The organism is Peribacillus sp. CSMR9 (assembly GCF_033141925.1).
Taxonomy (GTDB): Bacteria; Bacillota; Bacilli; order Bacillales; family DSM-1321; genus Peribacillus; species Peribacillus simplex_A.
In genome coordinates, this window is the sequence record NZ_JAOPHO010000017.1 from 20,548 (window position 1) to 33,694 (window position 13,147).

Here is a 13,147-nt window from a genome sequence, read left to right on the forward strand (position 1 = left end):
GTTGGATGGCGTCAATAAAAATAGAGAATGTCCAAAAAGCCTTCGGGAAAACGATAGCTGTTGATCATTTAAATCTGGAAATCAAAGAAGGCGAGTTTTTTACCTTTCTTGGCCCAAGTGGCTGCGGTAAAACGACAACGCTTCGGATGATTGCCGGTTTTTATTATCCAACAAAAGGCGTCGTCCGATTCGGCAACAAAGATATGACGCGTGTACCTCCGGAGAAAAGGAATACAGGCATGGTATTTCAAAACTATGCCCTCTTTCCCCACATGACTGTATTTGAAAATGTTGCATTTGGTTTGCGCGTGAGAAAAGTTTCTTCAAGCGATTTAAAGGGGAAAGTGCTGGATGCACTTCGCAAAGTCAGACTGGAGAGCTACTCGAGTCGTCAAGTGAGCCAGTTAAGCGGAGGACAGCAGCAGCGTGTTGCCCTTGCCAGGGCCCTGGTTATTGAACCGGAAATATTGCTGCTGGATGAACCATTAAGTAATCTGGATGCCAAGCTTCGTGATGAAATGAGGGTAGAAATCTTAAGGCTGCAGCGTGATTATAAGATTACCACCATTTATGTCACACATGATCAAGCTGAGGCATTGTCCATGAGTGATCGGATTGCTGTGTTCAATTTTGGTGTATGCCACCAGGTCGGGACGCCGGCAGAAATTTATAATCGGCCGGCCAATGATTTCGTGGCGAGTTTCATAGGTGAGATTAATCTATTGCCCGTTCAAGTCGAAAAAGTTCAACAAGATAATATAGTGGTAACCCTAAAAAACAGTGAACAACCGATTAAATTCAATGTACAAAATCAAGTTAGTGAAGGAATTTCTATTCTGCAGACTGATTATGACCTTGCTGTTTCGATTCGTCCTGAAGCAATCAGGATTCTGGATGTGGCCGAAGAGGGAATGAATATCTTTAAAGGTAAAATCAATTCCGTCCAATTCTTTGGATCTGTAGTAAATGTCATGGTGGATGTTCAAAACGTGTTATTAAGGGTGGATGTATTTAATACTCATGAATTTGGATACTTTTATCAAGGGAAGGAAGTATATGTCCAACTTCCTGGGAAACAGCTGCGCCTTATCCCTGTCATAAGCGGTGAAGTTCCATGATTAAAAATCGTGATACTAGACTAACGATTTGGCTCCTAATACCAGTTTTATTAGTGCTCGTGGCTTATGTTCTCTACCCATCGTCGAGAACATTTATAGAAAGTTTGCAAAAAGACGGATCGATATCCCTGGGGAATTATCAGGACTTCTTCATACAGGAATCAAAAACGAACCTAGAGGCTCTATGGAATTCCGTTTATATATCCATATTGAGTGTATTGGTCAGTGCCTTGATTGGCATTCCGCTCGCATTCATTTTTAACCGTTACGATTTTCCAGGCAGAAGCTTCTTTTCATCAGCAGCGATTTTGCCGATTGTTCTTCCATCATTGGTGGGGGTTATGGCCTTTATGTTTTTATATGGAGAATCGGGATTAATTCCAAATGCTATCAAGGATATGTTCGGTCTCGATAAAGTTCCATTTAAAATTGGCGGGGTATCAGGAATCCTGATCGTTCATGCCTATACGATGTATGTCTATTTTTATATGACCGTATCCGCTGCAATCAATAAAATTGATCCGTCCCTGGAAGAAGCTGCATATAACTTAGGCGCAAATAAATTCAAGGTTTTTTGGAAGGTGACATTTCCATTATTGACACCTGCCATCGTTGCCGCTTCTTTACTTGTTTTCATGATATCAATGGCTTCTTTCAGTGCCCCGTTTCTATTAGCTGGGGGGTACAGGGTGTTGAGCCTGCAAATTTATTTTTCGAAAATCAATGGTGATATGGAAATTGCTGCCACTCAATCCGTCATTCTATCCATTGTTTCAATTTCATTTCTATTATTCATGCGTTGGTATCAGAATAGGAAAGATTACCGCATGGCTTCGAAAGGGATTGGGGCACACAGGAGTGAAGTGAAAAATCCATTTATGAAGTGGATGATGGTCGTAACGGGTATCATCGGCGTACTTATTCTGCTTTTACCGCACTTTACGATTCTATTGCTTTCGCTTGTGCCGGATGGAACCTGGACGTTTCAAACGTACCCGACAGTATTTAATGCGGAAAATTACCGACTTTTGTTTGAAGACCCCAATATCTTTAAACCGTTACGAAATAGTTTACTGATGGCTGTTATTGCCACACTAGCAAATTTGGTGTTTGGGGTCATCGCGTCCTATGTTCTTGTTAAACGGAAATTCGTCGGGAAAAGCTTTATTGATATCCTAGTCATGATTCCGTGGGCCTTGCCTGCAACGGTTATTGGGATGAACTTGATATTCGCATTTAATGAACCTAGCGTTTTTTCTTTCGGTCAAATATTAGTAGGAACATTTTGGGTTTTGCCCCTTGCCTATTTCATCAGACATATTCCCCTTGTTGTTCGCTCAACTAACGCCGTTCTGGAACAGCTTGATGACTCAATTGAGGAAGCGGCAAGAAACTTGGGGGCAAAGTGGTTTTATACCTTCAGAAAGGTCATTTTACCGATTATTTTGCCTGGTGTTTTATCAGGGACATTATTAGCCTTTATAGAGTCTGTAGGAGAATTCCCAACCTCAGTCCTGTTGTACACGATTTCAAACAGACCCATATCTATTGAAATCATGAATCAGCTTCGGATGTTCAATATGGGGCAGGCAGCTGCCTATGGGATGATTCAAATCACGCTGATAGTTATCGTTCTTTTTATTTCGAACAAGTTTTTTGGAATAAAAGCGGAAAAAGCTTTATAAATCGGAGGTTCAAAGATGAGTAAGCTTGAAGAATTTATCAAAAATGAAGGCAGTGTTTTTCCCGGAAAAACATATGCGGAAGAGCTTCTAATGCCTGTTTTTAATGATCAAAGAGATTACTTATTTCATGTTATGTTCGATATTCATCGGGCACATGTCATCATGCTTTCGGAACAAAAGATCATTAAAGAAGAAGAAGCGAAAACCATGCTGGAGGGGATTCGGAAAGTGGCTCAAACAGATCTCACTCTCCTGACCTATCAACCTCAATTCGAAGACTTATTTTTCATGATGGAGGCAAAGATTGGCGAGGAAATCGGTCACGAGCTCGCAGGAAAGATTCATATCGGCCGTAGCCGTAATGATATGGGAGTTGCGATGTATCGGCTTGTTATAAGAGGTCATCTTCTCCAATTGATCGGCTATGCAAACCAATTGAGCGAGGCATTCTTGGTGCAGGCAGAAAAACATATAGAAACCTATATTACTGGTTACACGCATACCCAACCGGCTCAGCCGACTACATTAGGCCATTACTTTTTAGCCATTTATGACGTTCTTCAAAGGGATATTGGACGGTTATGGGCAGCCTATGAAACGGTGAACCAATCCCCCCTGGGCGCGGCTGCGTTAACAACTACTGGTTTTCCAATCAGCCGTAACCGTACCGCTGAACTGCTTGGGTTTGAGGTGGTTGTTGAAAATTCCTATGACTCAATAGGCGGGGCTGATTATTTATTGGAAACCGCAACTGCCATTATGACGTGCATGGTTAATACTGGGAGGTGGATTCAAGATTTCTTGCAGCATGTGACAAGGGAGTTTGGTACATTTCATGTGGCAGATCCTTATGTTCAAGTTAGCAGCATCATGCCGCAAAAAAGAAACCCAGTATCAATTGAACATTCCCGTTCGATTGCAAGCAGTGCGTATGGTGATGCACTTGCTGCAATGAATATGATCCACAACACACCATTTGGTGATATCGTCGATACGGAAGATGATTTACAGCCGCATTTATATCGGGCTTTTTCGAATGCAGGCCGTGTCATGAAACTAATGTATGCAGTCATATCAACATTGAAAGTAAATGAAGAACATACAAAAAAAATGGCCGCAAAATCCAGTATAACAATTACTGAATTAGCTGATACCCTATCAAGAGATTACGAGATATCATTTAGAAAAGCCCACTCCATAGCAAGTACAATTGCAAAACGGTCGATAAGTGAAGGGAAAGAGCTATATGATTGGGACACACAAGAAATCAACAAGATCATCAATGAATTCGTTGCAGTGAATTTAACTGAAGACGAATGGAAAAAAATCATCTCTCCTGAATACTTTGTGGAAATTAGAAGCATTCAAGGCGGGCCCAGCCCGAAAGAGGTTTCGAGGATGATTGTAAATAGAAAACAAAAACTGGAACAAGCGTTGCAGGAGTATAAGGAAATGGTTAAAACATTGAATGATGGAAGGAAGGCTTTAGTGGATTACTAAGTTATGAGTTTTAACGGGCATTAAATTCACGAGTATTTGCTCCAAACTCACGAGTAAAAGCATGAAACTCACGAGTATTTGCACCAAACTCACGAGTAAAAGCATGGAATTCACGAGTATTTGCTCCAATCGCGAGTAAAAGCGTGGAATTCACGAGTATTTGCTCCAATCGCGAGTAAAAGCGTGAAACTCACGAGTATTTGCTCCAAACTCACGAGTAAAAGCGTGAAACTCACGAGTATTTGCTCCAATCGCGAGTAAAAGCATGAAATTCACGAGTATTTGCTCCAAACTCACGAGTAAAAGCATGAAACTCACGAGTATTTGCACCAAACTCACGAGTATTTGCACCAAACTCACGAGTAAAAGCAATGCGGGATGTATTTTAAAGTTCATATTTCATAATATATAGTCATTCTTTATTAGGGTGGCTATTTATTTTGATTTCTATTGCAACTGAGATTTCCCTAATGATAGTAAATGAAGATTATTTCCAAAACGATGCTATTATTTGTAAAATACATAATATAAGGCGGAACGTTAATGTCAAATAGTTCTCAGTTCGGTTTTATCCTGATTTTAATAGCTTTTGTAATATCGATTACTTTTTGCTTTAATCCGGAAGCCTTATTAAAAGGTGGATATGATTTAGCTATGGATGGTCTGGTAGTAGCCAGAACCTTGATGAATTTATTAGTTAAAATAGGGGATTTGATTATAAACAAAAAAGATTGGTAGTTTATTATGAGACATTGTTTTTTGACGGCTATTAACTTTCTATAATCACTCTTAAGAAAAAGGACATTATTACTGTATTATTCGAAGGAAGGCTCAGTCTTTTGACTGAGCCTGATGTTCATTCACAGGATTTCCAAAATAATCAGCATCAATGAGTGCTTCATATATCGTTAACGGATTTTGGTTCCAACTGAACCGCATGATTCCTGAGGGCAAGACTTACCGTTATCATCACAATGAAATTGAATGCCAAGGCGATGATTCCCACATTCAAATCTTTCGCTGCTTGTGGCAAGGATGGAAACAGGGTCCCTATTGTTGAATGACTGAGTGTAATGCAGATCACGATGGCCAATCCGGTGATGATGCCGGCGATTGCGCCATATTTATTGATTGGATTCTTTTTCTTCTTCAGACTAAATAGAAGGGACGGGAATAGCTGTGTGATGAGACTGTATCCCATGAGAATTAATGCTGACATCGTTTCGCCGCCGTTTAAGGTGAAGTAGACGGCTATAAGGGCAATGATTGGCACAAGGATCTTTGCCAATCTTACAACGTGGCGATCTGATACTGTAGGTGCAAATTCCTTATAGACGTTTTTAGCGAGCAGTGTAGCGACGCTCATCAAAAGCATGGATCCTGGCACTAATGCGGTCAGCAACCCAGCCCCGCCGATTATACCTATAAACCATGGGTCAAAGGTCTGGATCGAAAGGCGCAGCAATGAGAGGTCTGCATCTGCCCCTACGAGTCCAGGCACTTTCAATATAGCTGTAAACCCTACAAAAAATACGAATAACAGCATGAGCGTATATAAAGGGCTGATGATGGCATTTTTTCGAAATACCTTCCCGCTGCGAGCTGAATAAACCGCGCTGAAAACTTGGGGCCACATATAGAAACCAAATACGAGCAATATTACCGTGGAGATGAACCATGATATGCTAAGTCCCTGCTCGGGGAACTTTAGAAAACCAGGCTTGGCCGCATCAATTGCTTCGAACATCGGCTGAAATCCACCAAAGTAATGAATGGGCAGATAAATTCCTAAGAATCCTATAATGGCGATCATCATGATATCTTTAATGACTGCTGTCCAGACTGAGCCGTGTATACCGGAAATCATTACATAAATGGTAAGGCCGATTGCCCCCATCCATACCGCCGCAGACATTGAGATTGCACCATAAGATGCCTCTGAGACAATGATCCCCAATCCTTTCAGCTGCACGACGATCACTGGAATCATCGACACCACACCGACAAGCGCAGCCAAAATTCCTAAACTGGGACTCTTATATTTGCTTACAAAAAAATCGGATTGGGACATCAGTTTATTTTCTTTGGCATATTTCCATATTTCAGGAAGGAGCCAATAGGATAATACGTAAGACAAAGTAATGTAAATAAGAACATATAGAGCGGGTGCGCCCTTGCCATAGGCCCAGCCGCTGCCGCCAAGGAAGGAGAAGGTCGTATAGATTTCCCCAGCCATCAGCAGGAAGACGAATATTGCACCAAAACCGCGTCCGCCCACCGTCCATTGTTCCAAGTTCATATCTTTTCCTTTTGAAGAACGAATGCCTAAAAATATCGATAGTAGTAAAAAAGCTAAAATGATTATGAGAGCAATATTCATTCCTGGTCACCTTCCCGATTCCGGGGATCCAGCTTATACATGATGCCCAAGATGGCAGAGGTAAGGACCACCCACATAGCCATCCAGAACATATTGAAAGGCATCCCTAATACATAAGGTTCTATTCTATTAACAAAAGGTAGAAATCCTAGTATGCCTATAAAAGGAACTAGAGTAAGGATATATAGAATCTTCATTAAACAAACCCCTCCGTTTTAAATAAAGTGAAACGTCCAACAATGGGGGTTTTACTTCAGTGCCACTGATGGATGGGTGAACCAAACTGGATGGAAAATTCATACATGACGGATATTCCTTCGTTGATAAGGAACCGATGATAAATATAAGCTTACACTATTTTGATATGAAATTTAATGCAGTTGCTTGATATATTTTTAGCAACAGAGCAGCTGATAAAAGATAAAGCCTTGAATTCTTATAGAGTTCAAGGCTTTATCCTTTTACTATCTTTTTTTCTGATAGTTATATAGTATCACCAAGACCATGAACCAGATTGGCGTCATGAGCAGTGATAGCCGTGTAGCTTCAGCGAATAGCATAACAATAAGGATGAACAGGAATAATCCTAAAATGGCGTAATTGATAAAGGGTGTAAAAGGAGCCCTGAAAGTTGATTCGGCTCTTAGGTCCGGCCGTGTTTTCGAATATTTGATATGTGAGATCAAGATGATGCTCCATACCCATATGAAACAGATGGCACTGATGGTTGTCACAACGGTAAATGCCTGTTCCGGTATCAGTTTGCTTAACAATGCTCCTAGTGATACAACGATTGTTGATGTTAATAAGGCATTGCTAGGAACAGCCTGTTGATTTAATTTTTTCAGTTTAGCAGGGGCTTCTCCATTCCTGCTTAACGTATAGAGTATTCGGCTTGTTGAAAATAAACCGCTGTTGCATGCAGAAGCAGCTGATGTCAAAACGACGAAATTGATGATCCCTGCAGCGACAGGGATGCCGATTAGCGCAAAGACTTCTACAAATGGGCTGCTCGTGGCATCCAGTTGTGTCCAAGGGTTGACACAGAGAATGACGAATATGGCACCTACATAGAAAAGTAAAATCCGGACTGGGATTTTATTGATGGCAGACGGAATGTTCTTTCTCGGGTTCGCCGTTTCTGCTGCTGAAACCCCGACCAATTCGACACCTACAAAGGAGAAGACGACCAGCTGTAAAGACAACAGGAATCCGGAAATTCCATTTGGGAACATGCCTCCATGAGTCCATAGGTTCGTTAGGGAAACCGTTCCCGTATTGGTATTGAAGCCGATGGCCAAGAGAATGATTCCTACGAATATCAAGGTGATGATCGTGATTACTTTTATGATGGCAAACCAGAATTCCAATTCGCCAAATAACTTAACGGTCAATAGGTTCAATCCTAACAGAATGACAAGGCATATTAGAGCCGGTATCCATTGAGGGATATCGAACCAGTATTGTATATAGACACCGACAGCTATGATATCGGCCATTGCGGTCATGATCCAACAGAACCAATATGTCCAACCGGTCACGAAGCCAGCCCATGGGCCGACATATTCGGTTGCGAATTCAGTGAATGAAGTATACCCTGCATTGGATAAGAGCAATTCGCCTAGGGCTCTCATCACAAAAAACAAGGCAATTCCAATTATTAGATAGGAGAAGATGATAGATGGACCTGCCATTTGTATGGCTTTTCCGGATCCTAAAAATAAACCGGTACCAATGGTTCCTCCTATTGCAATAAGTTGTACATGACGATTTTTTAAATCTCTTTTTAATTCCTGTTTAGCCAATTCGTACGCCCCCGTCTTTTATAGTCTTGGTAGTGAATGATTTCAAACCTGCATGGTCTTGGAGAAGGACGTGATTTTTTTACCCAGCTTCCATTTTCCAATGGTTTTCACGAGTGTTGTTTTAAGTCCAATCACAAAGTGGACAATAAAAAAAGAGATTGGATATACCAATCTCTTAAAGGGTTCAGAATAACAATTTATCATTCGTTACTCTTCTGTCCTTTTGCCTGAGATTGTGAATCCTTCGGCGCTGCATCTTGTACAGTCTCTCCAGAAGCTGCTCCTGCTATAGTGTCATCCATAGCATTCATCGCTTGCTTGTATGCGGTTGTGTAAAAATGTCTGTCTGCGGTGATCTTCCACTGCTGAAGCATTCATTATTCTTATAAAATAATATTGGAATTCTATCATCTATTTTTCTGAAGGTCAACAATTTTTTTTGGGAGTTAGCCAGTCTTATAGGAGGTTTATAACACATTGAAATGGTTTTAATTTTTTTAAACGTTCACTTGATTCTACTCTTTTTTTTGTGTAATCACTATTATAAAATACTGATTCACTTTTTTTAAAAAAGGTATTTTAAGATAGGAAAAATCGCCAAGATATATTTGACAACTGTTTTTTTGAAAAATACATTTGTGTTTTTACAGAGTATTTACTATTATAAGATAAGAAAACAAAATTAAAGTGTTATTTATATGATTACGATAAGGCATTTCTAACCACAATAATAAATAGAGTCGATTGGCGGTAAGGATGGAAGAGCATTGCTGCTAATATTGCATCTGGGGGAGTTAATCATGTCAAACAAGGAATTAAAGAGAGGGCTGGAGGCACGTCACATTCAAATGATAGCTTTGGGCGGAACCATTGGGGTCGGGTTATTCATGGGATCGGCGAGCACGATTAAATGGACAGGGCCTTCTGTAATGCTTGCATATGCCATCGCAGGTATATTTATATTTTTCATCATGCGTTCTATGGGGGAGATGCTATATTTAGAACCGACTACGGGTTCTTTTGCATCCTTTGCTAGCAGCTATATACATCCTTTGGCAGGTTATATGACTGCTTGGAGCAATTGGTTTCAATGGGTAATCGTAGGAATGTCCGAAATCATCGCCGTTGGAATGTATATGCAGTATTGGTTCCCGGAGTTACCAGCTTGGATACCAGGTGTGGTCGCCATGATCATCTTGGGGGCAGCCAACCTCATTTCCGTAAAATCTTTCGGGGAATTTGAATTTTGGTTTGCGCTTATAAAAATAATAACGATTGTATTGATGATCATTGCCGGCCTTGGCCTTATTTTCTTTGGAATAGGGAATGGCGGAGACGCAATTGGATTATCGAATCTTTGGGCAAATGGCGGCTTCTTTACTGGAGGCTGGACAGGATTCTTCTTTGCGCTTTCCCTTGTCGTGGCTTCCTATCAAGGCGTTGAGCTCATCGGCATCACGGCCGGAGAAGCGAAGAATCCAACGAAGACCGTAACAAAAGCGATCCAATCAATCATATGGCGCATTTTAATTTTCTATATTGGCGCTATATTCGTCATCGTGACGGTTTATCCATGGGATAAACTAGATGACATCGGAAGTCCATTCGTTTCAACCTTTGCTAAAATCGGTATCACAGCAGCTGCAGGCATCATTAACTTTGTCGTAATCACTGCGGCAATGTCAGGATGCAACAGTGGGATCTTCAGTGCAGGGCGTATGCTTTACACACTGGCATTGAATGGCCAAGCTCCTAAAATCTTTGCAAAAGTATCTAAAAGTGGAGTGCCGGCATATTGTACGATCGCTGTACTATTAGGATTGGGTATCGGGGTTGTCCTGAATTACCTTGCACCGCCGGAATTATTCCTTTATGTGTACAGTGCGAGTGTTTTACCCGGAATGATTCCATGGTTTGTCATACTTATCAGTGAGCTTAAATTCAGAAAGGTAAATGCTGCTGAAATGGAGAAACATCCGTTCAAAATGCCGTTGGCCCCTTACAGTAATTATGCGACAATTGCCTTTTTACTGATGGTGCTGGTGGGTATGTGGATCAATCCCAGTACCAGGATTTCCTTGGTTGTCGGGATCGTTTTCCTAGCATTGGTCGTAGTAAGTTATTACATGCTGAAAATGGATAAACGAATACCATTGGATGCTAAATCCGATGATGAGATTTCCAGTTAAGAAGTCTCGTGCCATTTCGATAAAAAGATGAGTGATACGAGTTTTTCTATAATAAGGATTTTGGGAGATCATCTTGTTTTATCTACGTTCATGACTCGAGCTTTGCCGAGTGTGTTTCCCCTTAGTATAAATATAATAGACACTAATTAAAGTTGTGCATAAATTGTGGAAAAAACAAAGAGAGATAAAGAGAAATCTTCATCCCTCAGGCTTTTTCCCAACTTGTGCATGACTTTTTTGAGGAAAGAACAGTTATTGTAGAAAAAATTCTCAATAAAGGTATGGAGTATTTCAAGTATTTCCTTTGGCAGAAAATAAGATTTTCCAAACTAGTGCATGAATTCTATGTAAATGGTTTTGGGATATAATTTGTAAAAAATGAACGGTTCATTTTTGCACATATAGGCTATTTAAGGTTTTTAAGTATAATGTTTAAGGGGAATGATTATAGGTTTTAACATATGTTCTAAAAATCGAATGTTTGTTTTTAGAACCTTTATTCACCTAATTTTTTCAAATTCAAAAGAATATTGATAGGTAATTCCGAAAAATCAATGGTAATATTTAAAAAATATAAATATTTTTTTAGTGTTGTGGAATTTAAAATAATCTTATATACTTAAAAAAACTATTTTCCTATATGTAACTGGCGCAACATGGAGTACCATGGGGGAGCATATAGAGTATAAGCCGCGCGCCTGGGCAAACGCTTGATTTATAGATCAAGTGTTTTTTATTTTCCTAGGAAGAGGTGTAGGTAGAGATGAGTAATATGCATAGAAAGATGGGGACCTTTGCTTTAACTATGACAGGTATTGGTTCTATTATCGGCTCAGGTTGGCTGTTCGGAGCGTGGAAAGCTGCCCAGATTGCTGGACCAGCAGCTATTTTTTCTTGGATTATCGGTATGGTGGTAATTTTATTTATTGCATTATCTTACGCAGAGCTTGGGGCAATGTTTCCTGAAGCTGGAGGCATGGTTAAGTATCCTCAATATTCGCATGGCTCTTTTATTGGATTTTTAGCTGCGTGGGCGAACTGGATATCTATCGCTTCGACTATTACCGTTGAGGCCATTGCTTCGGTACAATATATGAGTACGTGGCCTTGGGAATGGGCCAGATGGTCTCATTCTTTAGTTGATAACAATATCTTAACGACCAAAGGATTATTCATAGCTTCTTTACTACTATTGTTCTATTTCTTCGTCAACTATTGGACAGTCAACCTTTTTGCTAAGGCAAATTCATTTATTACCATTTTTAAATTAATTGTTCCAGGTGTAATGGCAGGATCGTTATTTTTTGCTGGATTTCATGGTGAAAACTTTACAAGTTCTCAGGGTATCGCACCATATGGTTGGGCAAGCGTTTTAACAGCAGTAGCTACTTCTGGTATAGTGTTTGCGTTTAACGGATTTCAAAGTCCCGTTAATATGGCAGGTGAAGCGAAGTCACCGAATAAGTCTATACCTATTGCTGTTATTGGCTCTATTCTAATTGCAGGTTTTATATACGTTATGTTACAAGTTGTGTTTATCGGTGTAGTCGATCCGTCAATGATCGTGAACGGATGGAGTCATCTGAATTTTAATTCACCTTTTGCAGATTTGGCAATTGCTCTAAGCCTTAACTGGTTAGCGATTGTATTGTTTGTAGATGCGTTTGTTTCACCGTCTGGTTCAGGTGCCACTTATACAGCTACAACTTCGCGAATGCTTTATGGAATGCAGAAAAATGGGTACTTACCGAGGATCTTTGGTACATTACATCCACTTTATGGTGTTCCGCGTGCAGCGATGTTATTAAACTTAGGTGTATGTTTTATCTTTTTATTTTTATTCCGCGGATGGGGCGTACTTGCAGAAGTGATTTCAGTTGCCACACTTATTTCGTATATCATGGGGCCAGTTGCATTGGCAACATTAAGACGTACCGCTTCACATTTTAACCGTCCATTTCACTTAAAAGGTGCCTCAATTATTGCACCTTGCGGATTTGTTTTTGCATCGCTTACTTTATACTGGGCGCGTTGGCCATTAACAGGAGAAGTCGCTTTCATCATCGCAATTGGACTGCCTATTTACTTTTATTATCAAGCTAAAAATAAATGGAATGGATTCAAAAAACAATTTTTATCAGGTGTTTGGATGCTTCTTTACTTAGGTTGTATGATTTTGATTTCTTATATTGGAAGTGAGAAGTTCGGCGGAAAAAATATTCTTACATTTGGCTGGGATATGGTGGTCATTACATGTCTGGCACTTGGCTTCTTTTGGTGGGGAGTTAAGAGCGGCATTAAAACGGAATACATGGATGAAGCTGAAAAAATCAACAAAGAATTTATCAATAAATAACTTTTTGTGCAGACACAGAAATATGAGTATAAAGAAAACATGGTTATTTTATGACCATGTTTTTTTATTTATTTTAAAATAAGTGCTGGCGATTGTAACGGTATTTTGTTTTAA

11 protein-coding genes and 2 riboswitches are annotated in these 13,147 nt (G+C 40.1%); of the genes, 6 read left to right on the plus strand and 5 right to left on the minus strand.

Features of this window, described 5'->3' with window-relative positions; all coding sequences use genetic code 11:
• Window positions 1-5: 5 nt before the first annotated feature.
• The 3 genes from N9I19_RS10580 to argH are packed head-to-tail and all read left to right on the plus strand — an operon-like array spanning window position 6 to window position 4,303.
• On the plus strand, window positions 6-1,118 hold the full coding sequence (locus tag N9I19_RS10580) for an ABC transporter ATP-binding protein (protein ID WP_317777757.1): 1,113 nt from the start codon (window positions 6-8) through the stop codon (window positions 1,116-1,118).
• On the plus strand, window positions 1,115-2,803 hold the full coding sequence (locus N9I19_RS10585; RefSeq protein WP_317777758.1) for an ABC transporter permease: 1,689 nt from the start codon (window positions 1,115-1,117) through the stop codon (window positions 2,801-2,803). Before N9I19_RS10580 ends, N9I19_RS10585 begins: the two co-directional genes overlap by 4 nt.
• Window positions 2,804-2,818: 15 nt before the next feature.
• Window positions 2,819-4,303, plus strand: a complete 1,485-nt coding sequence (gene argH / locus N9I19_RS10590; protein ID WP_317777759.1) for an argininosuccinate lyase — start codon at window positions 2,819-2,821, stop codon at window positions 4,301-4,303.
• 10 nt (window positions 4,304-4,313) lie between these two features.
• Here argH and N9I19_RS10595 read toward each other — a convergent pair whose 3' ends face one another.
• Both N9I19_RS10595 and N9I19_RS10600 read right to left on the minus strand, forming a co-directional pair.
• Window positions 4,314-4,457, minus strand: a complete 144-nt coding sequence (locus N9I19_RS10595; RefSeq protein ID WP_155727202.1) for a hypothetical protein — start codon at window positions 4,455-4,457, stop codon at window positions 4,314-4,316.
• Window positions 4,454-4,642, minus strand: coding sequence for a hypothetical protein (locus tag N9I19_RS10600; RefSeq protein WP_317777760.1), 189 nt, complete (start codon window positions 4,640-4,642; stop codon window positions 4,454-4,456). The genes N9I19_RS10595 and N9I19_RS10600 overlap by 4 nt, the downstream gene beginning before the upstream one ends.
• Window positions 4,643-4,846: 204 nt before the next feature.
• Here N9I19_RS10600 and N9I19_RS10605 point away from each other — a divergent pair, with 204 nt between their 5' ends.
• Window positions 4,847-5,041, plus strand: coding sequence for a hypothetical protein (locus tag N9I19_RS10605; protein ID WP_317777761.1), 195 nt, complete (start codon window positions 4,847-4,849; stop codon window positions 5,039-5,041).
• A gap of 160 nt (window positions 5,042-5,201) precedes the next feature.
• Here the strand turns inward: N9I19_RS10605 and N9I19_RS10610 are convergent, their stop codons facing one another.
• The 3 genes from N9I19_RS10610 to N9I19_RS10620 all read right to left on the minus strand — a co-directional run bounded on the left by N9I19_RS10610 (window position 5,202) and on the right by N9I19_RS10620 (window position 8,488).
• Window positions 5,202-6,683, minus strand: a complete 1,482-nt coding sequence (locus N9I19_RS10610) for a sodium:solute symporter family protein (RefSeq protein ID WP_289321044.1) — start codon at window positions 6,681-6,683, stop codon at window positions 5,202-5,204.
• Window positions 6,680-6,880, minus strand: coding sequence for a DUF3311 domain-containing protein (locus N9I19_RS10615; RefSeq protein WP_061461660.1), 201 nt, complete (start codon window positions 6,878-6,880; stop codon window positions 6,680-6,682). Before N9I19_RS10615 ends, N9I19_RS10610 begins: the two co-directional genes overlap by 4 nt.
• A 267-nt stretch (window positions 6,881-7,147) precedes the next feature.
• Entirely contained in the window at window positions 7,148-8,488 is a 1,341-nt protein-coding gene (locus N9I19_RS10620) for an amino acid permease (RefSeq protein WP_317777762.1), read from the minus strand.
• 205 nt (window positions 8,489-8,693) lie between these two features.
• A riboswitch (glycine riboswitch) is annotated at window positions 8,694-8,772 on the minus strand.
• A 516-nt stretch (window positions 8,773-9,288) separates the two neighbouring features.
• On the opposite strand from N9I19_RS10620, the gene N9I19_RS10625 reads away from it, so the two are divergent.
• Both N9I19_RS10625 and aimA read left to right on the plus strand, forming a co-directional pair.
• Window positions 9,289-10,677 (plus strand): amino acid permease, encoded by a 1,389-nt coding sequence (locus tag N9I19_RS10625; protein WP_317777763.1) that lies wholly within the window; start codon window positions 9,289-9,291, stop codon window positions 10,675-10,677.
• 632 nt (window positions 10,678-11,309) lie between these two features.
• Window positions 11,310-11,388: riboswitch (ZMP/ZTP riboswitch) on the plus strand.
• 52 nt (window positions 11,389-11,440) lie between these two features.
• Window positions 11,441-13,033 (plus strand): glutamate/serine transporter AimA, encoded by a 1,593-nt coding sequence (gene aimA / locus N9I19_RS10630; protein ID WP_089362817.1) that lies wholly within the window; start codon window positions 11,441-11,443, stop codon window positions 13,031-13,033.
• The last annotated feature ends 114 nt before the right edge of the window (window positions 13,034-13,147 follow it).

Bases quoted from the DNA above. Each gene is read 5' to 3' on its own strand.
- argH (WP_317777759.1), top strand. From the start codon at position 2,819: ATGAGTAAGCTTGAAGAATTTATCAAAAATGAAGGCAGTGTTTTTCCC.
- N9I19_RS10610 (WP_289321044.1), bottom strand. From the start codon at position 6,683: ATGAATATTGCTCTCATAATCATTTTAGCTTTTTTACTACTATCGATA.
- N9I19_RS10615 (WP_061461660.1), bottom strand. From the start codon at position 6,880: ATGAAGATTCTATATATCCTTACTCTAGTTCCTTTTATAGGCATACTA.
- aimA (WP_089362817.1), top strand. From the start codon at position 11,441: ATGAGTAATATGCATAGAAAGATGGGGACCTTTGCTTTAACTATGACA.
- N9I19_RS10585 (WP_317777758.1), top strand. From the start codon at position 1,115: ATGATTAAAAATCGTGATACTAGACTAACGATTTGGCTCCTAATACCA.
- N9I19_RS10580 (WP_317777757.1), top strand. From the start codon at position 6: ATGGCGTCAATAAAAATAGAGAATGTCCAAAAAGCCTTCGGGAAAACG.
- N9I19_RS10625 (WP_317777763.1), top strand. From the start codon at position 9,289: ATGTCAAACAAGGAATTAAAGAGAGGGCTGGAGGCACGTCACATTCAA.
- N9I19_RS10605 (WP_317777761.1), top strand. From the start codon at position 4,847: ATGTCAAATAGTTCTCAGTTCGGTTTTATCCTGATTTTAATAGCTTTT.